We start from the raw sequence: 23,955 nt of genomic DNA on the forward strand, positions 1-23,955 counted from the left end.
ATACCTATTTAAATGGCAATCAAGATATATTGCTGTTATTAACATAGTATCTACAGATTAATGTGAATATATATTCTACGCGAATATATTATATATAACCCAATCATTTATATCTAAAACTATATTTTTAAAGCACACCGAATGCCTCGTTAGATATAAGAAAGAATTTAATTAAATACACAAGAAAAAAATTTTATTTTTTGTTATATACAGAAAATAAAATACCTTTATTCCTACCAAACAACACTGAAATTAAAAAAATTATACTACCACATAACACTATAGTCGGTCCTGCAGGCAAAAACATATAAAATGACCCAATCAACCCTATCCACGAGCAAAAAAAAGCAATAAATACCGATAACAATAACATATGTATTAAACTCTTAACCCAATACCGAGCTGATAACCCAGGTAACATCATTAAACCAACAGACATTAAAGTACCAGTCACTTGAAAACTTGCTACTAAATTTAACATAACAATTGATAAAAAAAATATTTGAATACATCTCGACGCTTCAATATTATTGTCTCTTAAAAAATCTGGATCAAACGTTTCAATAATTAAAGCTCTGTAAAATAATGCGATAGTAAGTAAAGTTATAGTACTAATGATCCCGATACATTCTAAATTTAACAAATTTACAGATAAAATAGATCCAAATAACAAATCCAACAAATCCACATTAGGACCATGTAACGACATTAATACAACTCCAAATGCCAAAGATCCAAGATAGAATCCAGCAAAACTAGCATCTTGTTGCAACAATGTTTTTTCGCTAATCCAAGTAGATAATATCGCGACCATTAAACCGGAAATAAATCCCCCTATACTCATTATCAGAAATGACATTCCTGAAAAAAAATACCCTATCGCTACGCCCGGTAATATAGCATGAGATAACACATCTCCCACTAAACTCATACGCCTCAACATTAAAAAACTACCTATTGGCGTTATACTGATAGATAACACACAACAAGCAACTATAGCTCTTCGCATATATCCAAAGTTAATAAAAGGATCAAATAACATATGAATCATCATAAAAACCTTTTCTTTCTCCAAAATAAATATTTACATACACATGGGATGTATATAATCAATTCACAATATCATAAAATTAAATTTTTCGCATTTATTTGGATGGATTCCAAATACTACAAGAACAAGTTAACAACAATGTATTAGGAAAATATTCAGTTACGAATTCATTATTATGTAACGCAGCAATCACAGTACATCCACGTCTACACAAAAGATTTACAGCACGTATCATGATTTTACAAGTATTTATATCAATTCCTTGAAATGGCTCATCAAGTAAAATTAATGATGCTTGCTGAGCCAATATTCTAGCAAATAACATACGTTGCACTTGTCCTCCTGACAAAGTTTCTATATATTGATTTAATACATCTAACAATTTTACCTGATCTAAAGAACGCCAAATTACTGTTCTTTGGTGTTGATTCAGTCTTTTTAATAAATTTATTCTCGGCCAACAACCCATAGATACTACGTCGAATACAGTTAATGGAAAATGGGGATCTATAGTTTTATTCTGAGGTAAATAACCCATACGAGGTCTGCCTTTTTTTCCAAATTCCAATCGACCGGAAACTGGAGGCAACAACCCAGCTAATGTTTTTAATAAAGTAGATTTTCCTATTCCGTTGGGTCCTATGATAGCAATCATGCTGCCATACTTAATCCGACCACTCACGGATGGACTAACATTGCGACCACAGTAACCCGCTATTAAGTTATATAATGTCATCATAGTTTTAGATTGTATTATTCATGGCAAAAAAGAGGACCAAAAAATGGCAGCCCATGAACATAACAATACAACCAGTACTATGAGCATGCGAACCAAACCTGAAGCAAGAAACAATTTCATGCCAATAGACAAACGTTGTTTAGAGTGATACGACAATGATAAATTTCCTTAATAATTTAGTTATGTTATAACATAACATTCATGAAGAAAAACACCAACTACTCTTCTTTCATTGCAAAAAGAAAAATTAAAATATAATCCTTTTAGCTTTAATGAATTCATATAAACATTCTAGATTTTTCATGCTAACATTTACATTATTACTAAAATCATTAGATTATAATTAATATAAAACTTACTTTATAAATATATGAAATTTTTTTCACAACGCGACATTATTATTATAATATTTTAAAAAATAAAAAATTAAAATTCAATACTTGTTCATCTAAAATTATTTTTTATAATTACTTGATACAAGACTGCCGAAGGCCGGACTCGAACCGGCACGCCATTAAGGTGATTGATTTTGAGTCAATTGCGTCTACCTATTTCGCCACTTCGGCAAAACACGAACATATCTAACATATCTATCTGATATAAAACTATACGGTCACTAAAATTTATCAAATTTTTCAAGAGAATTCAATATACAGCATCAATTTCTTCACAATCATTCAATTTAAGCATTAAATTTGTAAACATAACATAATTTTTTTTAATAAAGTATCATTTTAAAAATATTAAAAAATTCACAAAACCATCCATAAATAAGTCATTATAGCAACATAAACATGTCTAGATACACATTTAATATTCTACATTATAATAATAGTAATAATTTTTTTACTTATATCAACCATACCCTTCTCTTACACTGCTTATACTTACAAAAATACAATCATATTGTGTGCTCGATTATATCTGTGATTGAAGAGCATATTATGCTTGAATACATTTAATATATTTTACTCTTGTATATTTATACATTATAATACAGGGTAAAATAAATATTATATGAAAAAATTTATTATATGAATAATTTTGATTTCAATTTACTAATAATTCTCAATGCACTGCTCGAAGATAATAGCGTAAACTTAGCAGCAAAAAAATTAAATGTCACTGCTCCAGCTATTAGTAAATCCCTCAATAAAATACGCATTCTATTTAATGATCAAATTTTAGTGCGCAGTGGAACTAAATTAATCCCTACTCCTAAAGCAATCTCTCTAAAAGAAAATATTAAAGAATTAGTGAATCGTATTGAATCAATATTCAACAGTAACATAGTATTTGAACCTAAAATTACTGCTATATCATTTACTATTGCATCGAACAATGCTATTCTCTTTATCCTTAATACTATGTTATTTCAAGAAATGAAAGATAAAGCTCCCAACGCATTTATTCATTTAGTAAATGATTCAGATTACGATGATAATTTTTTAAGAAACCATACCATCGATTTATATATAGGAGAAATACGCGCACTTAACCCAGAAATAACTATTCGAACTATCTACGTATCCAAATGTTGTATAATATCTCGGAATCATCATCCTATTTTATCTCAAACTAAAAATATGGACAATTTATTAAAATATCAATTCATTAAAACCAAATATGAGCATTTAACCAATTCCGATGAACATAGTAAATATTTTTGGTCGGAGCGTAACTTAATTGGTATTACTCCAGAATATATCACTACTGTAAACGCTATAATTCATTCAGATGCATTAGCGATAATACCAGAATTTATATTAACAACGATAAAAAAATTAAATATATCAATAACACATTTTAATACTGATTTTAACTTAGGAAAAAAAAGCATCATTCAAGCATGGCATTCTAAACACAACCGCTCTTCCGCTCATAAATGGCTGAGAGAATTTACTAAAAAAATATTTTTAACTAGTATAACATAAAAATTTTATTAAAAATTTTTATGTTCACAAAATTATGAATATATCCTCATAATAATAATGCTAATTACTAAAAATATTATACTGGGTGATATCGATCCAATTATTGGAGAAACACTGTGTATAGTACTTAATATTCCAAATATTTGATTTAAAATATAAAATAAAAACCCTGCTATACTTCCTACGAATAATCTAATGCCTATCTTTTTTTTGTATAATGGTCCAAAAGTAAACGCTAATGCCATTATAGTCATAACGGATCCAGATATAGGGGATAATATTTTCTTCCAAAAAATCACTTGATAATATTTAGAATTTTGCCCAATCCTATGAAAATATTTAACGCAATGATATAACTTAGAGATAGATAAAAAATTTGGATGAGTAATCATCATGGATAATTTATATGGAGTTAATTCAGCATTCCATTCAGAATTTGGTATTTTTTTATTAGCAACGGATATTTCTTGAGAAATATCCAATTCATTTACATTAATCAAATGCCATACTTTATTAACAAATACTGCCCGTTCGACATAACATATCTTTTTTAGCTTTCTTTCTTCGTTAAAATTATATAATTTTACTCCTAGCAATTCATTATAGGCTATTACATTTTCAACACAAACAAAATCATTGTTATCTATGAACCATAGATTTTTAATCTTTATAGAAAGTAAAGAAGCATTATGTTGCGATTGATTACGATACATGCACATTATTTTTTCGCTATTAGGCACTACCCATTCATTAGAAATGATACTGCATAATAATACAGGAATAGAAGCTTTTATGACTGATAAAGTGATCTGTAACCTGCTAAATCCAGAGACTTGCATTGCTATAAATTCATTATGTATTTCAAGCATGCATAAACTTAAAAGACCACCTAATAAAGTCGCTATAGGAAAAAATAATTCAAAATCTTTTGGCAAACTTAAAATCATGTAAATAATAACGTCAAAAACAAAATGGTTTCCTTCTCCTATCTTACGCAATTCATCAATCAGTTTAATCACACTAGATAAAGATAATAATACTAAAAAGACCGTCGTTGTATTTGATATTACCGTTTTTATAATGTAATAATTCAAAATGCTGTACATGTACACTATGTTTTTATATGATGACTATAACACATTGTTAAAACTAATTTTTTGATATGAGAAGTATCCCATGAATTAAGCAATAAAACTATCGATAGATAAATACTATTAATAATCCACATCCATACTATGGGATTTATGTTATCCAAAAGAACACAGGAACGTAATAAAATATGAAAAATAAAAAAAATTATATATAAAAAAACTGTTACCAATAAATTTATTAAATAATTATACGAAACAACAGTAATTAATAATGTTGTGATCATTGGCATAAGAAAAACAGATACTAATAAAGTTAAACGCCAATGTAACTCTACACGCATCTCTGATTTATTAGAACACCATAACTGATGCATAAACATATGATTAACGGGCTCATTTTCTTCATACATTGTTTTAATAGTACTATTGATTAGCATTTGATACTGAGAAAAATCAGTAATAAGCACATCCTTGCACAATTCGCATTTATTATAAATTTCATAATATGTGCCTTTTTCTAAAATAATTAATCGGGAGCCATCAGGATTTCTACAAACACTTCCTTGATCTGAAGTAATAATTATAAACATACTGTTATCTTTATCTGGATTTGTTTTTGATAAAAACACGTTTTTTAATTTATTTCCCTGAATGCTATCCGAAAATAAAATTAAATATTTGGTAGCTAATGGTTGGAATTTTTTTTCTGGAAAAACAACTAAATTAATGTTTTCCTTAATTTTATGCAATAATCTACTTTGGTAACTTGAGCAATAAGGAGATAACCACGATATATTAATCATAGTGAATGATGCAACGATCCCACTAAAAAAAAATATATTTCTTATAAAAATATATTTATCTACGGCACAAGAATACATAGCTATAATTTCATTATGAGCATGTAATCGATAAAAAGTTACCAGTACGCTCAAAAACGCGCTAAAGGGAATAAGTAATTTTCCTGATTCTGGCATATTTAATCCAAGACATAGAAAAATCAAATATATTGAAATATCGCTATCTATCACTAAACTCAACATTTTGATCAATTTTTGACAAAAACACACTAAAAATAATAATGTTAGAATGATTAACTGATTTCTAAATATTTCTTTCAATATATATTTGGTAAATATCATTATTTTACCTAAAAAACTTGTTTTTAAATAAAAAATAAGTATCGTAATAGTAGCAGATTGTAATGTTAAAAAATGATACATATTCGGTTTTTTATAATGTAAAAAATTGTCCATTACGTTATAAACCCAATACAATCTCACCGGGGATATATTTCAATGTTTTATATAAAAGATAAAAATTGTGAATATTGTAACTGATTTATTTTTCGAATACGTCGTTTGACGTATTTATATACAGGAAATATTATGATAAAATTTAGCGTTACTAACGGACATCTAGAATTATATCCTGATAGTTGCATCATTACTGGTATATTTGAAGAATTAAATTTATTTCCGTCAACAAAAAAAATTGATGACGTAAGCAAAGGATATATCAGTTCATTGTTGCGTCGTGGCGCGTTGCACGGAAAAGTCATGCAAACGCTCTTATTATATGATGTTCCTCATTTACATAATAGACAAATTTTATTAGTTGGGTGCGGTAAGAAATCTGATTTTGATGAAAATTGTTATAGAAAATTAATTCGAAAAATAATAATCTTATGTAAAGAGATACCTATAATTAGAATATTACTTTTTTTAAGTGAATTAAATATAAAAGGATACGATAATTATTGGAAAATAAGACAAACAATGGAAATCGTTAATGAAGAGTTATATGTTTTTAATAAATTTAAAAATAATGAGACTACACTAAATAAATCACTAAATGAAATAATATTACATATACCTAATGAAAATGAATTAGAATGTTGTAAAAAATCTATTAGAGATGGATTATCTATCGTTCACGGAATAAAAATAGCTAAAGACTTAGGAAATATGCCCCCTAATTTTTGTACTCCTGATTACTTTGTAAATCAAGTAAATGAATTATCTAATTGTGATAACGTCACAATAAATATAATCAATGCTTTAGAAATGAAACAATTGGGTATGAATGCTTATTTAGCGGTAGGAAAAGGATCTAATTACCCTCCCACAATGCCTATAATTACATACAAAGGGCATCCTGCAGGGTCTAATGTTCCCCCCATTGTACTTATAGGAAAAGGTTTAACCTTTGATTCTGGTGGGATTTCTATTAAAGAATCAAATAAAATGGATGAAATGAAATATGATATGTGCGGAGCTGCTGCAGTATATGCAATTATGCATATAGCCATAGAACTAGATTTACCATTAAATATTATCGGAATACTTGCTATTTGTGAAAATATGATAAGTCATACTTCATTTCGTCCAGGTGATATCCTGACTACTTTATCTGGAAAAACAGTAGAGGTATTAAATACTGATGCTGAGGGTCGTTTGGTTCTATGTGATGCATTGACATACGCAGAACGTTACAAACCGGATGTTGTAATAGATATAGCTACATTAACTGGAGCTTGTGTTATTGCTTTAGGACATCATTTTAGCGGTTTAATGTCTAATAACCAAAACTTAGCCGACGAATTAATTCTAGCTGGGCAACAATCCAAAGATTATGTTTGGAAATTACCATTAGACGAAGTGTTCCAAAAACAATTAAAATCTACATGTGCGGATATTACAAATGTTGGGGGTAGACCTGGTGGCGCTATTACAGCCGGATGCTTTCTTCAGCAGTTTGCTTATAAATATCGTTGGGCACATTTAGATATTGCTGGAACAGCATGGATATCTAATTATTGTGATAAAAGCGCAACGGGTCGCCCTGTTGCGCTTTTATCACAATATCTGATCAATAGATCATCCCATAAAATTTAAATTATTTTTACTAAAAAATATTAATTTTATACCAAAATTACACCAAAATAAATTTATGTTTTATTTAAAATAGTCAATTATAATTGACTATAAAGACAATAAAAAATTAATAACATATGAAACGCAGTACTTTTTACTTACTATCTCAAGAATTTGAACAAAAAAATAGACCTAATTACATAGAACAGCTTGCTTGTAAGTTAATAAGCACGCAATGGAGATCTGGAAAAACCATCTTAGTAACTTGCGAAAATAAACATCAAGCTACAAAAATAGACGAAATATTATGGACATTTGATCAAAATTCATTTTTGCCACATAATCTATTTGGAAGAACCATCCATCATGCTCCAATAGTCATATACTGGAGTCAATGTTGCTATGATAATCAACCAAAGGATCTATTAATAAACCTTATGCCAAAAAATATGCACTTTTTTTTTAATTTTAACGAAATAATAGATTTCGTTCCCATACCTGACATTTTAAAAAAATGGGCAAGATACAGATACCGATCTTATAAAAGAAATGGATTTCAGATAAACGTTGTTAACACACCAACTGAATGAGTAATTATATCGTGGAAAAAATATATAATCCTAAAAATATAGAAGAACCAATTTATAAATTTTGGGAAAATGGAGGCTACTTTAGTCCCCATGGAAATACATCTCAGGAAAGTTATTGCATTATGATGCCTCCGCCTAATATTACAGGACAATTACATCTAGGGCATGCATTTCAACAAACTATTATGGATGTTTTGATTCGTTATCAAAGAATGCAAGGTAAGAATACTTTATGGCAAACAGGAACAGATCATGCTGGAATTGCCGCGCAAATGCTAGTGGAACATAAAATTTATAATAATACAGGTAAAACTAGAAATGATTACACAAAAGATGAATTAATAAAAAATATTTGGGCATGGAAAAGTCAATCTGAACAGTTTATTACTTACCAAATGAAACGATTAGGAAACTCAGTAGATTGGAAACGACAGCGTTTCACCATGGATACAGAAATGTCTTATGCAGTAACAGAAGCTTTTATTCGTTTATATCAAAATAATTTAATTTATAGAGGAAAAAGATTAGTAAACTGGGATTATAAATTACAAACCGCAATTTCTGATCTAGAAGTTATAAATAAAAAAACAAAAGGTTCTATATGGTATATATATTATAAATTAGATAATTCTACTATCAGTTCGAATTCTAATCATTTAATTGTCGCAACAACACGACCAGAAACTATATTAGGAGATACTGCCGTTGCAGTGCATCCAGAAGATACTCGCTATAAAAATTTAATCGGACAATACGTTATCGCGCCCATAACTAATAGACGTATTCCTATTATTTCTGATAAAAATGTAGACATGTTTAAAGGAACTGGTTGTCTTAAGATCACTCCTGCTCATGATTTTAATGATTATATTATAGGAAAAAGACACGGCTTGCCTATGATAAACATTTTTTCACTTGATGGTAAAATTCTTAAAAAAATAGAAGTATTTAACAGTTATGGACAACTTACCGATCAATTATACTGCAACATTCCCCAAATATTCCATAATCTTGACAGTGATAATGCACGAAAAAAAATAATTTCCGAATGCAATGCACTTAAATTGTTACATAATACAGAACCTCACGATTTAACAATTCCATATAGTGATCGCACTGGCACTATAATTGAACCCATGTTAACTGATCAGTGGTACATACGCGTTAAAAATTTAACACAACACGCGATAAACGCGGTAAATTTAAATATAATTAATTTTGTTCCGAAACAATATAAAAATATGTATTTCAGTTGGATGAACAACCTTCAAGATTGGTGCATCTCTCGTCAAATCTGGTGGGGACATAAAATCCCTGCTTGGTATGATGATAACAACACAATATACGTAGGATACTGCGAACAAGATATCAGAATAAAAAATAAATTAAATAATGATGTAATATTACATAGAGAGAAAGATGTATTAGATACATGGTTTTCTTCAAGTCTTTGGACATTTGCTGCTTTAGGTTGGCCTAAAAATACCAATTTATTAAATGTATTTCATCCTACTGATATTATAATCAGTGGATTTGACATCATATTTTTTTGGATCGCACGAATGATTATGTTAACTATGCATTTCATTAAAAATGATAACGGATCAGCACAAATTCCTTTTAAAACTGTATATATTACTGGCCTTATACGAGACGAATTAGGTCAAAAAATGTCTAAATCTAAGGGGAATATTATTGATCCAATAGACATAATAGATGGTATTTCAATAGAAAATTTATTAAAAAAACGCACAAAAAACATGTTACAACCACAATTATCTCAACATATTATAAAATATACTAAAAAACAATTTCCTAATGGAATTAAACCTCACGGAACTGATGCTTTACGATTTACATTAGTGGCATTAGCATCATCTGGACGTGATATACATTGGGATATGCAACGACTAACAGGTTATCGTAATTTTTGCAATAAATTATGGCATGCTAGTCGCTTTGTTCTCATGCATACTAAAAATCAAGATTGTGGCATATCTGCCAATGAGAAATCGTTTTCCTTGGCAGATCGTTGGATCATTACAAAATTTCATCAAACAGTACAAATTTTTCATAAAAAAATAGAAATTTATCGTTTTGATGAAATAGCCAATATTTTACATGAATTTATTTGGCATCAGTTTTGTGATTGGTATGTAGAATTAACAAAACCAATACTTTATCATGGGAATGCATTAGAAGTAAGAGGTACACGTTACACATTAATCACATTACTAGAATCATTACTGCGATTAGCACACCCAATTATTCCTTTTATTACAGAAAAAATTTGGCAAGAAGTTAAAACAGTTACTGAGAATAATGGAACAACTATCATGTTGCAACCATTTCCAAAATATGATGAATCTGTAATTGACATAAAATCCGTAATAGATATTGAATGGATTAAAAACGCCATTATAGCAATACGTACCACTCGCGCAAACATGAATATATCATACAACATACCCCTACAAATAGTATTTAGGGATACTTCATTAGAAGTTAAAAAACGCATTACAGAAAATTCCAATATTTTATGTCATATTGCTCAATTAAAAAGTATCCATTTCATATCAAAAGACATGATCTATCCAAAATCAGTGACAATACTCTTAGATTCATCAGAACTATTAATACGTATACCAGACACGTTTAACAAAGAAAACGAAATAAATAGATTAAAAAAAGAATCAGAATTAATAAATCGTAAAATTGAAACAATACGCAAACTACTAGATGGTAATAATTTTATGAAGCACGCGCCAAAATCTGTCATCAAAAACAAACAAGCACTATTAAATTATTATGAACGAATTAAAAATAAATTGATTGATCAATGTGCTATCATGAGGAAACTGTGATCATTTTACATAATAATATCCAAAATAAAATAACTTGGAAAATAAAGTTTTTATTCGTATTTTAAGCATTAAAAAATTTAATAATAAATTTATTTCTTTATTTTTAATTAATTGTTAAATAATTATCACACTATGTTTCATCAAAATTAATTTCCACACATTTAAAAAATTTAAGTATCATATAATAAATTTTTTTAAATGACATTTTTCATTGAAATATAAATAACCACGTTATCTATATAAATATCAACAGATAGGTAAATGTCATATGAATCAATTATATAAACGGTCTTTTTTACGATTAATAGATTTCACTATAAATGAAATTAATTATCTATTACAATTATCCAGTTATTTAAAATACAAAAAAAATACACATACTGAAATTAAAAAATTAAACGGAAAAAACATTGTACTCATCTTTGAAAACCATTCAACTAGAACAAGATGTGCTTTTGAAGTAGCAGCATTTGATCAAGGCGCGTGTGTAACCTGCTTGACTCCAAATATTAGTCAAATTGGGCATAAAGAATCTATTAAAGATACTGCTAAAATATTAGGAAGGATGTATCATGGGATTCAATATCGTGGTTACAGTCAAGATACAGTTACTACATTTGCACAATATTCTGGAGTACCAGTATGGAATGGACTTACTGTAAAATTTCATCCAACACAATTACTTGCCGATCTTATGACCATGAAAGAACAACTACCACATAAAATGTTTCATCAAATGAAATTAGCCTATATAGGAGATGCAAAAAACAACATCAGTAATTCTTTGTTAGAAGCTGCCGCAATAATGGGATTTGATTTAAGATTAGTGTCACCTAAAATATTTTGGCCAGCACAAGAACTATTTCTAAATTGTCAAAATATTGCACAAAATAATAATGGAAATATCACACTTACTGAAGATATCCCTACCGGAATAAAGGACGTAGATTTTCTATACACTGATGTATGGGTATCTATGGGAGAAAATGAAAAAGTATGGAAAGAACGTATTTCTTTATTATCTCCGTATCAAGTAAATCATCGTATGATCCAAAACACCAATAATCCAAATGTAAAATTTTTACATTGTTTACCGGCATTACACAACAATGAAACCACTATTGGTAAAAAAATAGCACGACAATATAATTTAAAAAATGGAATAGAAGTAACAAATGACATATTCGAATCTCCGTATAGTGTAGTGTTTGATCAAGCCGAAAACCGTTTGCATACTGTCAAAGCTCTGATTCTGGCAACATTACTTCCTCCTGATTCCGCTAATTTTAATCAATAGTAATAGAATAGGAATAGGCTTTATTATATTTTTATATAAATACTAAAATTTAATACCTTATTTTTTAACGCAATTCATTAGGATAAATTATATGCTTCACGTTATCAGTACAAAAAAATCCCCCATGCCTCTTGGACCTTATGTACAGGCGATAGACATAGGAGGCATAACATTTGTATCTGGGCAAATAGGAATGCTCCCAGATACAAATGTTATGCCTGACAACATTTACGATCAAACGTATCAATCACTAGAAAATATCAAAAACATCATAGAAACAGCTGGTCTACAAATCAATAATATTATTAAAACTACATTATTCATTATTGATATCAATGATTTACCTACTATAAATGTTAGCTATATGAAATTTTTTCATTCATCTTCTTTGTATAAAGATATAATTTTACCAACACGTTCCTGTGTAGAGGTTTCTAGATTACCAAAAAATGCTAAAATAGAAATCGAAGCTATTGCTACACGTATTTTATAAATTTAATAATAATCGTGAAAATAAAACACTAATACACAACAAACGAAAAATTATTTCGAATAATCCATATATAAACATGATCCCACTGTTATTTATTAAAATAGAAAGTATATGAATAAATAAAATACACGCAAAAAAAACCATATCGTGTCTCTATTTATTTATATAAAACAATAACATCATAATCCTAATATGACTAAAATTTTTTCATCATTATTGCATACATACTTTTTCTCTTTCAAAAAGAAATGTCTAATAATACCAAATGCTGTAAATCTTATTTTTGCAATAATTACGAATAATGAACATATAATTTTATTATTTATTAGATAACATCTCTGATTCATATATCAAAGCTTGTTCTGTATCATATTGATTCTCCCACTTTGCAATTACTAATACCGCTAAAGCATTGCCTATAACATTTAACGCTGTACGACCCATGTCTAAAACCCTATCCACCCCTGCTATAAACGCTAACCCCTCCAATGGAATACCTACACTACCTAATGTAGCTAACAACACTACAAAGGAAACTCCTGGAACGCCAGCGATACCTTTAGAAGTAATCATTAAAGTCAATACTAAAATAATTTCCTGACTTAAAGATAATTCAATACCATATAATTGCGCAATGAAAATAGCAGCAATACTTTGATATAAAGTTGATCCATCTAAATTAAAAGAATAACCAGTAGGTACTACGAATCCAGTGATAGTTGACGGAGCTCCATAAGCTTCCATTTTTTCTATAATACGTGGCAATACAGTCTCTGAACTAGCAGTAGAAAAAGATAAAATCAATTCTTCTTTTAAAATACAAATTAATTTCCAAATTCTAAGATTGCATATACGTGCCACTATACCTAATACCACTAATGCAAAAAAAACAATAGCACCATAAACTAATAATACAAGTTTAGTAAGAGGCAACAAAGAACTAAATCCAAAAGTCGCAACTGTAACTGAAATTAAAGCAAACACCCCAATAGGAGCATAACGCATCACTATATGTGTTACTTCGAACATAGTATCCGCTACAGAATTAAAAATGTCCAATAATGGAGTTTTAGTTTTTTCTGGTAATGTAGCTAATCCAAGCCCAAAAATTACCGAGAAAAAAATAACTGGTAACATATCTCCTTTAGCCATAGAATTAATAATATTCGAAGGAATCAACGATAACATAGTATTTACTAAGTTTGACTGTATTTCAGATGTAGTTTGCTCGTACATTGAAATATCCGTTTTCGAAAGAAGAGACATGTCAATTCCATAACCAGGATGTAACAAATTAGCAAAAGCTACACCGAGTACTATAGCAAGTGTTGTAATAATTTCGAAATAAATAATAGTCTTCAAACCAATACTTCCCAATTTTCTTGCATCTCCAATACCAGCGATTCCAACCACCAATGTAGCCATTACAATGGGAACCACGATCATTTTTATCATACGAATAAAAATTTCTCCAGCTGGAGAAAGAAATGTCGTGATCATCCAATCTTTTAATTCTATTTGATTATGTAATACAATTCCTAAAACAATACCCAAGTTTAAAGCAAAAAAAATTTTCCAAGCAAGGGTAATTTTAAACTTTCTAATCATCATAGTTACCCCTTAAATTAAAACGAGTTATTTTTTATTTCACATCAATCCGGAATCAATTATATCAACTGATTTAAACAATTTTCTTCTAAAAAATCCCTATTAAATAACACAAACGCACTCTAAGAAACTACTAATTAAAATATAAATTAATTTGTAGAAAATTTCTTAACCTTCATATCAAAAAAGTCGCATAATCCATAAATTATTTATTAAACACAATCACTTGAAAAAACAAAAACTCAACGCAACATCTTTTTATGTGCATTGAGTAATATATACACTTAACACCTAAAATTACATACTAATTATTTACAAAAACTTGTAACTAGAAGCAAGAATACTAACATTAATATCCATAACTTCCAAAATAGAGACATACCCTTAACGATTCTTAAACGACCTTCTCAAAGGATAAGGTTATCCGTCATTTAAGTCAACTGTTTGCATAATTAAATATTCATAAAAAATTTAATTTTTATTAACAAATCATACCTTGTGTCAATACATAACAGCCATAATAACAATGATGTATTTATATAATATATGTGATCGCGCTTTACTTTTACTATATCAAAAACTATGACAATAGAATATACGTGATCTTTATATCAATTCTTGTTAATTCTGTAAAATTTCTCAACATTAATGATATAAATATTTATAAAATTGCAATCACCCTTATTAAATAAGGTAATATTATTCATTCTCGGCTAATAAAGCTTCTAAAAAATCTAAATCGCGTAATAATTTAGTTAACGTTTCATTACTAATCTTTTGTTGCGCACGTAAATGATAATATTCTCCTCGTTCAGCACGTAATGCGTTTAACCTCATCCGTCTCTCTAACTCTTCAGTTAACATAGAATTTACGTCATTATTTCCGTCTATACGACGACGTAAATTGCCTATAACACGCGCGCTTACCTCATTAATAATTTGACTATCAATATTTTCTTCTTGGCTATGCATTAACCGTTCTTCCAGTTTATATAAACTTTCAATAGCTACTTCTGCTGCTATAGCCCGTGCCATACGCTCTTCTTTTCGTTGTAATAATTTATCAGATACTATAATTCCTTGCAACAGCCACGGAAGAACAATTACACCACATAATAAAGAGAATAAAATAACACCAGTAGCAATAAAAACTAATTGGTAACGAAACGGAAAAGCTGATCCATCTCTTAAAAAAAGCGGTATTGAAAGTACTCCTGCTAATGTAATAGCACCACGTACTCCAGCAAAAGAAGCAATTAAAATTTCTCGTACACTATATTCGCTAAATACCATTGGACGTTTAGTCATACAATATAAACTTATATTTTTCATTAACCACAACCATCCAAATCTAAGTATCATTAACGCGAAATAAATAAGAATTACGTATACAAATAACATCCATGTTTTAGTAGTTGGATCCATTGCTGCTTGTGAAATAGAGGTCGATAAAATATCTGGTAATTGCAATCCCAGCATAATAAACACCATACCATTAAACACAAACTCTAACATTGTCCAAACACTATTCCCCCTCAAACGCATAGCTAACGGGGCATTGCGGATTATTCCTGATTGGCCAATAGTCATGCCCGAAGCAACTGACGATAATATCCCAGATACTCCAATATGCTCAGCAACTAAATATGCCGCAAAAGGTAACAATAAGAGAAGTATTGTTTGAGTAGCAGGATCACCACCACTCCAATGAGTGATAAACCTTAATGATTTACTATATCCCCAAGTAACAGCTATCCCTATCAATAAACCACCCATAGATACTTTGATAAATTCTATAGAGGCTCCGCTCACACTGAAAACCATAGTGCCCATAGCTACTGAAATAGCAAATTTAAGAGATACTAATCCTGACGCATCATTCATCAAAGCTTCTCCTTGAAGGATGTCCATAAGCTTTTTAGAAATACGTCCCTCTCCTACAATACCTGAAAGCGCTACTGCGTCAGTTGGGGATAAAACCGCTGCCAATGCTAATGCTGCTACAAGAGGCATGTCTGGTATCATCCAATGAATTAAATATCCAATACCAACCACAGTAATAATCACCAACACCAATGCTAATATAACAATTTCGCCTCCATGACGTAAAAACTCACGCATTGGAGTTTTCCAACCATCAGAAAATAATAACGGGGGGATAAAAAGCAACAAAAATAGCTCAGGATTAAAATCTACATGTAATCCAAATCTAGGCCAAGCTAATAAAGCCCCTAATACAATTTGCATTAGAGGCAATGGCATTTGAAATGGCAAAATTCGTGTTATAACTCCTGAAACAGAGACAGCTAAAGTAAGAATAAGAATCGTAAAAAAAATCTCCATACTTTAAATCTCAATCGTATCCAAAAATAAATATTTTTCTACAAATATAGTACTTAGTTTTTATATTTACTTCATATTGTGTATATGCATGGAATACTACACAAAGTAGTAAACAAGTGATAAAATTTTTATATACATATATGAATATGTGCGAGCTTTAATTATACACTACTTATAAGAAATGAAATATTTTTATATTTACTCTAAACAATATAAATTTTATGATTTGTTATTGAAGTATAATCGGTATAGTACACACGTCTGAATCATGCGCATACTATACCGATTACAATACCTTAAGCGTGCATGTTGCAAATAGGTTTAGGAAAACATTTAACAAGCTTTAATATGATTACATGATTAAATAGCAACAAGAACATAGACACATATTTGATTAGATTTTATGTTTAAAAACATAACAACAATATCAAATTTTTAGTATACTATGCATGTTGTGTTTATAGGTGTATATGAACGTAAAAAATAATTATTGAAAATCCAACCTATATACGCCTATGCAATAATAAAAAATGACTCATTAATTGTTAATACATCCAAACCGTCTAAAAAGGAATATCCTCGTCATCGAAATTAACATCAGATGAGTCACCCGATACATCATTCGATGTAGTTTTATCGCCGCTATTCATTACATTCTGATTATCTAACGATACATTTTCTCCTGAATGACGACTACCCAGCATTTGCATTGCGCCCCCGATGTTAACAATAATTTCAGTAATATACCGATCTTGTCCATTTTGATTTTGCCACTTTCTAGTTTTTAACGATCCTTCAATATATACCTGAGAACCTTTATGCAAATATTCTGATGCAATTTCTGCTAATTTCCCAAATAATACCACACGATGCCACTCAGTTTTTTCTTTAAATTCATTAGTTTGTTTATCTTTCCAGGATTCAGTAGTAGCTACTGAAATATTAGTAACCATACTGCCACTAGACATATAACGAACCTCTGGTTCTTGACCGAGATACCCTATTAAAATAACTTTATTAATTCCCCTATTAGCCACAACTCCTCCATTAATTACATCGTATGATATTTTTTTTAATATTTTATTAACGTAACCATTCTATTTCCGTGTAATAAACCCGCATATTTAATATACTTAAATAAAGATCAATATTATTAACTAACATTTTTATAAAAAACCCATGCAATAAAATATATTATATTAAAAATCAGTATTCTTCGCTTAACGCCACACTATTTTAGTAAAAATAATTTAAAATTATTTGATGTATTTTATGAATAAATATAAATTACATTTACACTAAATATATAATAGTAAATTTCAAATAACAATTCACTCCATTTTTTATACTCATTGCAGTATAAAACGTAATAAAAATAATATATATACAGTATGCTTCATTTTTTATAAAACAGATACCAAAATTTTATCATAGAATAAAATACATAAATTATTTCATATGAAAATATCTATAACTGATCCACATCATTAATAAAATATTAATGTTGACCAGATTCAATATAGTTATCAAATCGAGAACATTGTCCGTTAAACATCAATCGTATGGTGCCAATGGGACCATTCCGTTGTTTCCCTAAGATAATTTCAGCGATCCCTTTCATTTCACTATTTTCATGATACACTTCATCACGATAAATAAATAAAATAAGATCAGCATCTTGTTCAATTGCTCCGGATTCACGCAAATCTGAATTAACAGGATGCTTGTCAGTGCGTTGTTCTAAACCTCTGTTTAACTGAGAAATCGCTATGACTGGTACTTTCAATTCTTTAGCTAAAGCTTTTAACGATCGAGAAATTTCTGAAATTTCTAACGTGCGATTATTAGATAAAGACGGTACTCTCATTAATTGTAAATAATCAATCATAATTAAACTCAAACCATCATGTTCACGGAACAACCTGCGAGCCCGTCCACGCACTTCAGAAGGTGTCAAACACGAGGAATCGTCAATATATATATTACGTTTTTCCAAAAGAAGTTCCATAGCACTAGTAATTCTTTCTCGATCTTCATTATTTAGTCGTCCCGTGCGAATACGTACTTGATCAACTCGAGATAATGAAGCTAACATACGTATCATAATTTGATCACCAGGCATTTCTAAACTAAATATCAATACTGGTTTTTTTTCAGTCATTGCGGCATGTTCGCATAAATTCATAGCAAAAGCAGTTTTTCCCATAGAAGGTCGCGCGGCAATAATTATAAGATCAGATTTTTGTAAACCATCAGTTTTTTTATCCAGGTCTTTATATCCGCTAGAAACACCAGTAACACCGTATTTTGGTCTATTACATACCTGCTCAATATGAGCGACTGTTTTTTCTAAAATATGATCTATTCCTTTTGGATTAAGATTATGATTGCTTTTACTATGTGAAATTTGAAAAATGAGAGATTCAGCTAAATCTAATAGCTCATCACTGCTTCGACCTTGAGGATTATATCCAGCGTCAGCAATTTTATTTGCTATAGAAATCATTGCGCGGATTACCGAGCGTTCGCGTACTATATCTGCATATGCAACTACATTAGCAGCACTGGGAACATTCTTTGATAATTCTGCTAAATACGCAAATCCTCCTACTAATTCCAATTTTCCTTGAATCTCTAAAGATTCTGACAGTGTTATTAAGTCAATAGGTTTATTTGTTTCCAATAAACGTTTCATTTCATTAAAAATAATTCGATGAGCATAATTAAAAAAATCATCAGAATTTACTTGTACTGATATATATTCCCATTGAGTATTATCTAACATTAAACCACCCAACACTGATTGTTCAGCTTCTAATGAATACGGTGGTATTTTCATATTATTTACTTGCTGATCATGAGAAACATGCATTTTTAATATTTTCCCCGCATAAATTTCTATTTTCCTTAACAAGAAATATCTAAATTTTAAACACGAAAAATCATATTTCCACTATTACAATACCATATAAAACACCCAAAACAATTACACTGATATAAATCATAAGACCGTATGTACAAACATCATGCGTACATACATTAGTTATTTAAAATATTATAAATGAAATTAAAAAATACACTGTTGTATTAAACAATCTCAGCATTTTTATTAACGTAATTTGAAAATACTTACAGTTTATTAATGAATCAAAGACATACAACACATAAACATCTATTATAGACAAAAAATAACATCGCTTATGTGTAATTATCCTGTAATATTATTCATATTCATTTACTGTAAACTGTATACTTATAGATGTAAAAGATATAATTAATTTATAAATCCATAATTTTTTATATACTATAAAATTAAGTTTTGAGCATCATCTTTTTCAGTACATACCTAATAATTTTTATTTATACCTCCTATACTGATAGTAATATACACATATCATTAATAATTAAGGAACAGTATGAATACTAATATCCAAAAAATATTAACCCAAATTAAAAAACTATGCGCACAACGATGTGTGCGTTTGACACCACAACGCTTAGAAGTATTACGATTGATATCCCAATATAACGGAGCTATAAGCGCTTATGATTTACTACATTTACTGCGACAATCTTCACTACCTCATGCAAAACCTTCCACGATTTATCGTGCTTTAAACTTTCTGTTAGCACAAGGATTTATTCATCGTATTGAATCTACCAATAGTTTTATGTTATGCCGCTATTTTTTTGAATTATCACATAATTTTGCTTTCTTTATTTGTAAGAGTTGCAAACAAGTTACCGAACAAACGACAAAAGGAATCGAAGAAATTTTACAAAATACGGCTAAAATTACAGGATTTACTATGTTTAATAACATTGTTGAAGCACACGGATTATGTCCGAAATGTATTAACCTTGAATGACGACCACATTTTAAATCCTAATTATTTTAATATGTGTAATGACATTAATAAAATCTTAATATATACGTCATCAATTAACGCAATAACACACATCAATTTAACTAAAAATTGATGTTGCAACTATGTCCGTGTATTAGTACTAACTTAAACTAAAAATTATTAATGTTCATAATCTATAAAACTGCATAAAAATTAACCACAAACTTGTTATTAGTATTTGCTTACACACAGCAATCGTATTCATTTAAATACGTTTATCCCGCATACTCTTATTGTTTAAAGTGAAATTGATTATATTTAAATTAATAGAAATGCGACGCAATACCTATGAAAATTAACATACCTACATAATTATTACTCAAAAAAGCCTGAAAACATCTTATTCGTTCTCTTTTGTTAATTAATATTTGTTGCCACATAAATAATATGATGACGCCAAATAATGAGAAAAAATAAAATACTACAGTAAATCGCTCCTTCCATCCAATAATTCCCAATATAAATACAATACATAACTGTAATATTCCTATTAAAAATTTATCCATTTCACCAAACAATACAGCAGATGACTTTATTCCAACATATATATCATCTTCTCTATCTATCATAGCATATTGCGTATCATATACTATTGTCCATACAGTATTCATTAGAAATAATAACCAAGCAGTACTATTTATAGGATTATTAATTGCAGTAAACGCCATTAAAATGGGCCAACTAAACAATATTCCTAACATTACTTGGGGAAAATAAGTATATCTTTTAAGATATGGATATATCCAAGATAATATCAGAGCCACTACAGATAAAAAGATAGTAATAAAATTAAAATTTAAAACCAATATGAATGCGATAAAAAGGAGCATCGCTAACACCACTAATGCCTCTTTTTTCCTAATCATTCCAGCTGGTAAAGGACGTGCTTTAGTACGTTGAACATGGCTATCGATATCATAATCAATATAATCATTGATTATACAACCTGCAGAGCGCATACACAGCGCTCCGATAATAAACACTATCAAAACAACTTTTTCAGGAATACCTTTGTATGATAACCACAGCCCCCATAAAGTAGGCCATAGTAATAGAAAAAACCCAATAGGTTGATTAATACGCATTAACTGTGCTAGATTATAGCACTTTTTAATAAAAAAAAGCCTGTTTGACATAAAATTAGTAAATAATATAATCGTTATAACTTTTACCAATAATACTATCAATGATAGATATCATTATCATAGTATATAGAATGGCATTGCGGATATTTATTTCACTTGTACTTCATGAAATAACTACGTATTACTGTAATTGTATCCATTGCCAATTTGTTAAACCAATAAATATTGTGTCGTATACAATAGGAAGCAGACATGAAATATTTTTATAAAAAACATGATCATACGATAGCAAAATATATCATGTATACATATGATCATCATAAAAAAATATAATTTTCTTTTTCTCTACATAGATTCTCTTAGATAATACGAATTTTATCATTTTAATAATGGCGTATTTCTTATGTCACATTTTCTCTTTAACTTAGAAATACACATCAGCATTATGTTGATTCTGGCATTGATTCTCGTATTTATTTATGAAGCTATTAATGGTTTTCATGATACTGCTAATTCTGTAGTCACTGTAATTTATACCTGTGCGTTACGTTCTCATAGCGCAGTGTTAATGTCGGGAATATTTAATTTTTTAGGTGTAACACTGAGCGGTTTAAGTGTTGCATATACAATTATCCATTTACTTCCCACGCATTTTTTTATGAATGCCAATGCTAACCATATTTTAGCTATGATTTTTTCCACATTATTTGCAGCAATACTATGGAATCTTGGAACGTGGTATTTCAGGTTACCTACTTCTAGTTCTCATACTTTAATTGGAACATTAATTGGGATCGGATTAGTGCACGCAATTATTACACATTGCCCAATGATGCAAGGATTGAATATTCCAAAATTAATTAATATTTTTTTATCACTAATAATATCACCAATAATAGGTTTGACACTAGCTAGAATAATAATGTTAATATTATGTAGATACTGGAATAATAACAAAAAACATAAAAACATTCATATTACTCCAACTCAACAAACACAAAAATATGGAAGACCTCAACCATCATTATGGACTCGTATTATATTAATTTTATCTGCAGCTGGAGTTAGTTTTTCTCATGGAGCAAACGATGGGCAAAAAGGAATTGGGCTCATTATGTTACTGTTAATAGGAGTAGCTCCGGCAAACTTTACGCTAAATATGCATGCTAGCAGTCATGAAATATCCCGTACTCGAAATGCCGTTAACAATTTTTATGAATATTACATTCAAAACTATAACAATTTTAAAACTATCATGCCATCAGAAATAACATCTATGCCTATATCATTAGCATTAAATCAACTACAAGTCATCGTTCCTTCCATTAAAGATTCTACGCAAATTTTTATAAATAACGATAACGTAACATATTTTAATAAATATTTATCTACCTCAGAAACAGAGATACAACTAAGAAAAATTTTTCATGATTTGTCACTAACTCTTACTATTATTAACAACGCTTTATTATTACTTGAAAATTTAGATAGTTATGCGCAATTAAATATAGATCAACGCTTCCAAATGAGACAATTACTCATATATATAGTAGATATTTTAGATCAAATCATAGTGCTTCCAGAAACCTCATATAAAAATAAAAATTTTCTAAAACATTTAAAAGAACATTTGCTGCACACAATTGAATACGCACCGACTTGGATTATTTTAGCTGTTGCATTGTCATTATCTCTGGGAACAATCATTGGCTGGAAACGAGTTGCTACTACTATTGGTGAAAAAATAGGAAAAAAAGAAATGACTTACGCACAAGGTTTATCAGCCCAATTAACTACAGCTATTTCCATAGGTACAGCAAGTTATGCTGGTATGCCTGTTTCCACGACTCATGTGTTATCCTCATCCATTACGGGAAGTATGCTAATTCGTGGATGGGGGGTGCAAGGAAAAACAATAAAAAATATATTAATAACTTGGTCATTAACTGTGCCTGTTTCTATCGTACTAAGTGGGAGTTTTTATTGGGTTACATTACGATTATTACATAAATATATTCAAATATAAAACAAATAAAACATAAATAAAAAATTAAATAAACAAACTTTTAATATTGT

At 29.3% G+C, this 23,955-nt stretch carries 17 protein-coding genes and 1 tRNA gene; 8 read left to right on the forward strand and 10 right to left on the reverse strand.

The features are described from left to right. Positions 1 to 193 precede the first annotated feature (193 nt). The 3 genes from M9396_RS02255 to M9396_RS02265 all read right to left on the reverse strand — a co-directional run bounded on the left by M9396_RS02255 (position 194) and on the right by M9396_RS02265 (position 2,356). Positions 194 to 1,054, reverse strand: coding sequence for a metal ABC transporter permease (locus tag M9396_RS02255; protein ID WP_250241760.1), 861 nt, complete (start codon positions 1,052 to 1,054; stop codon positions 194 to 196). Between the two features lie 91 nt (positions 1,055 to 1,145). Beyond that, a complete protein-coding gene (locus M9396_RS02260; RefSeq protein ID WP_250256562.1) occupies positions 1,146 to 1,790 on the reverse strand; it encodes a metal ABC transporter ATP-binding protein in 645 nt (214 codons plus the stop codon). A 483-nt stretch (positions 1,791 to 2,273) separates the two neighbouring features. Continuing rightward, positions 2,274 to 2,356: transfer RNA gene (locus M9396_RS02265), tRNA-Leu, on the reverse strand. Between the two features lie 468 nt (positions 2,357 to 2,824). Here M9396_RS02265 and M9396_RS02270 point away from each other — a divergent pair. Further along, positions 2,825 to 3,724, forward strand: coding sequence for a LysR family transcriptional regulator (locus M9396_RS02270; RefSeq protein ID WP_250256563.1), 900 nt, complete (start codon positions 2,825 to 2,827; stop codon positions 3,722 to 3,724). A gap of 32 nt (positions 3,725 to 3,756) precedes the next feature. Here the strand turns inward: M9396_RS02270 and lptG are convergent, their stop codons facing one another. Further along, positions 3,757 to 4,830 carry an LPS export ABC transporter permease LptG gene (lptG, locus tag M9396_RS02275; RefSeq protein WP_250256564.1) on the reverse strand — a complete coding sequence of 358 codons (1,074 nt, stop codon included), beginning with the start codon at positions 4,828 to 4,830 and terminating at the stop codon, positions 3,757 to 3,759. 5 nt (positions 4,831 to 4,835) lie between these two features. Continuing rightward, a complete protein-coding gene (locus M9396_RS02280; RefSeq protein WP_250256565.1) occupies positions 4,836 to 5,957 on the reverse strand; it encodes an LptF/LptG family permease in 1,122 nt (373 codons plus the stop codon). A 249-nt stretch (positions 5,958 to 6,206) separates the two neighbouring features. On the opposite strand from M9396_RS02280, the gene M9396_RS02285 reads away from it, so the two are divergent. From M9396_RS02285 to M9396_RS02305, 5 genes are all read left to right on the forward strand, one after another. Further along, a complete protein-coding gene (locus M9396_RS02285) occupies positions 6,207 to 7,712 on the forward strand; it encodes a leucyl aminopeptidase (protein ID WP_250256882.1) in 1,506 nt (501 codons plus the stop codon). A gap of 116 nt (positions 7,713 to 7,828) precedes the next feature. Next, positions 7,829 to 8,281, forward strand: coding sequence for a DNA polymerase III subunit chi (locus M9396_RS02290; RefSeq protein ID WP_250256566.1), 453 nt, complete (start codon positions 7,829 to 7,831; stop codon positions 8,279 to 8,281). A gap of 11 nt (positions 8,282 to 8,292) precedes the next feature. Continuing rightward, positions 8,293 to 11,145: a valine--tRNA ligase gene (locus tag M9396_RS02295; protein WP_250256567.1), complete on the forward strand. Its 2,853-nt coding sequence runs from the start codon at positions 8,293 to 8,295 to the stop codon at positions 11,143 to 11,145. Positions 11,146 to 11,413: 268 nt separating this feature from the next. Continuing rightward, positions 11,414 to 12,442 (forward strand): ornithine carbamoyltransferase, encoded by a 1,029-nt coding sequence (gene argF, locus M9396_RS02300; protein WP_250256568.1) that lies wholly within the window; start codon positions 11,414 to 11,416, stop codon positions 12,440 to 12,442. A gap of 91 nt (positions 12,443 to 12,533) precedes the next feature. Continuing rightward, positions 12,534 to 12,935: a Rid family detoxifying hydrolase gene (locus M9396_RS02305; RefSeq protein WP_250256569.1), complete on the forward strand. Its 402-nt coding sequence runs from the start codon at positions 12,534 to 12,536 to the stop codon at positions 12,933 to 12,935. A gap of 318 nt (positions 12,936 to 13,253) precedes the next feature. Here M9396_RS02305 and gltP read toward each other — a convergent pair whose 3' ends face one another. From gltP to dnaB, 4 genes are all read right to left on the reverse strand, one after another. Then, entirely contained in the window at positions 13,254 to 14,546 is a 1,293-nt protein-coding gene (gene gltP, locus M9396_RS02310; protein WP_420022185.1) for a glutamate/aspartate:proton symporter GltP, read from the reverse strand. Positions 14,547 to 15,242: 696 nt separating this feature from the next. Further along, positions 15,243 to 16,886 (reverse strand): Na+/H+ antiporter, encoded by a 1,644-nt coding sequence (locus tag M9396_RS02315; protein WP_250241735.1) that lies wholly within the window; start codon positions 16,884 to 16,886, stop codon positions 15,243 to 15,245. A gap of 563 nt (positions 16,887 to 17,449) precedes the next feature. Then, a complete protein-coding gene (gene ssb, locus M9396_RS02320; RefSeq protein WP_250256570.1) occupies positions 17,450 to 17,923 on the reverse strand; it encodes a single-stranded DNA-binding protein in 474 nt (157 codons plus the stop codon). A 461-nt stretch (positions 17,924 to 18,384) separates the two neighbouring features. Continuing rightward, positions 18,385 to 19,758 carry a replicative DNA helicase gene (gene dnaB, locus M9396_RS02325; protein ID WP_250256571.1) on the reverse strand — a complete coding sequence of 458 codons (1,374 nt, stop codon included), beginning with the start codon at positions 19,756 to 19,758 and terminating at the stop codon, positions 18,385 to 18,387. Between the two features lie 544 nt (positions 19,759 to 20,302). Here dnaB and zur point away from each other — a divergent pair. Then, positions 20,303 to 20,755 carry a zinc uptake transcriptional repressor Zur gene (zur, locus tag M9396_RS02330; protein WP_250241727.1) on the forward strand — a complete coding sequence of 151 codons (453 nt, stop codon included), beginning with the start codon at positions 20,303 to 20,305 and terminating at the stop codon, positions 20,753 to 20,755. A 302-nt stretch (positions 20,756 to 21,057) separates the two neighbouring features. Here zur and ubiA read toward each other — a convergent pair whose 3' ends face one another. Next, on the reverse strand, positions 21,058 to 21,930 hold the full coding sequence (gene ubiA / locus M9396_RS02335) for a 4-hydroxybenzoate octaprenyltransferase (protein WP_250241723.1): 873 nt from the start codon (positions 21,928 to 21,930) through the stop codon (positions 21,058 to 21,060). A gap of 352 nt (positions 21,931 to 22,282) precedes the next feature. Here ubiA and M9396_RS02340 point away from each other — a divergent pair, with 352 nt between their 5' ends. Beyond that, positions 22,283 to 23,905: an inorganic phosphate transporter gene (locus M9396_RS02340; RefSeq protein WP_250241721.1), complete on the forward strand. Its 1,623-nt coding sequence runs from the start codon at positions 22,283 to 22,285 to the stop codon at positions 23,903 to 23,905. Positions 23,906 to 23,955: the final 50 nt, after the last annotated feature.

It is taken from the genome of Blochmannia endosymbiont of Camponotus modoc (assembly GCF_023585785.1).
Lineage (GTDB): Bacteria > Pseudomonadota > Gammaproteobacteria > Enterobacterales > Enterobacteriaceae > Blochmanniella.

Excerpts from the sequence above, each read along its gene's own strand:
- M9396_RS02255 (WP_250241760.1), bottom strand. The coding sequence starts at position 1,054 with ATGATGATTCATATGTTATTTGATCCTTTTATTAACTTTGGATATATG.
- M9396_RS02260 (WP_250256562.1), bottom strand. The coding sequence starts at position 1,790 with ATGATGACATTATATAACTTAATAGCGGGTTACTGTGGTCGCAATGTT.
- M9396_RS02270 (WP_250256563.1), top strand. The coding sequence starts at position 2,825 with ATGAATAATTTTGATTTCAATTTACTAATAATTCTCAATGCACTGCTC.
- lptG (WP_250256564.1), bottom strand. The coding sequence starts at position 4,830 with ATGTACAGCATTTTGAATTATTACATTATAAAAACGGTAATATCAAAT.
- M9396_RS02280 (WP_250256565.1), bottom strand. The coding sequence starts at position 5,957 with ATGATATTTACCAAATATATATTGAAAGAAATATTTAGAAATCAGTTA.
- M9396_RS02290 (WP_250256566.1), top strand. The coding sequence starts at position 7,829 with ATGAAACGCAGTACTTTTTACTTACTATCTCAAGAATTTGAACAAAAA.
- argF (WP_250256568.1), top strand. The coding sequence starts at position 11,414 with ATGAATCAATTATATAAACGGTCTTTTTTACGATTAATAGATTTCACT.
- M9396_RS02305 (WP_250256569.1), top strand. The coding sequence starts at position 12,534 with ATGCTTCACGTTATCAGTACAAAAAAATCCCCCATGCCTCTTGGACCT.
- gltP (WP_420022185.1), bottom strand. The coding sequence starts at position 14,546 with ATGATGATTAGAAAGTTTAAAATTACCCTTGCTTGGAAAATTTTTTTT.
- M9396_RS02315 (WP_250241735.1), bottom strand. The coding sequence starts at position 16,886 with ATGGAGATTTTTTTTACGATTCTTATTCTTACTTTAGCTGTCTCTGTT.
- dnaB (WP_250256571.1), bottom strand. The coding sequence starts at position 19,758 with ATGCATGTTTCTCATGATCAGCAAGTAAATAATATGAAAATACCACCG.
- zur (WP_250241727.1), top strand. The coding sequence starts at position 20,303 with ATGAATACTAATATCCAAAAAATATTAACCCAAATTAAAAAACTATGC.
- ubiA (WP_250241723.1), bottom strand. The coding sequence starts at position 21,930 with ATGTCAAACAGGCTTTTTTTTATTAAAAAGTGCTATAATCTAGCACAG.
- M9396_RS02340 (WP_250241721.1), top strand. The coding sequence starts at position 22,283 with ATGTCACATTTTCTCTTTAACTTAGAAATACACATCAGCATTATGTTG.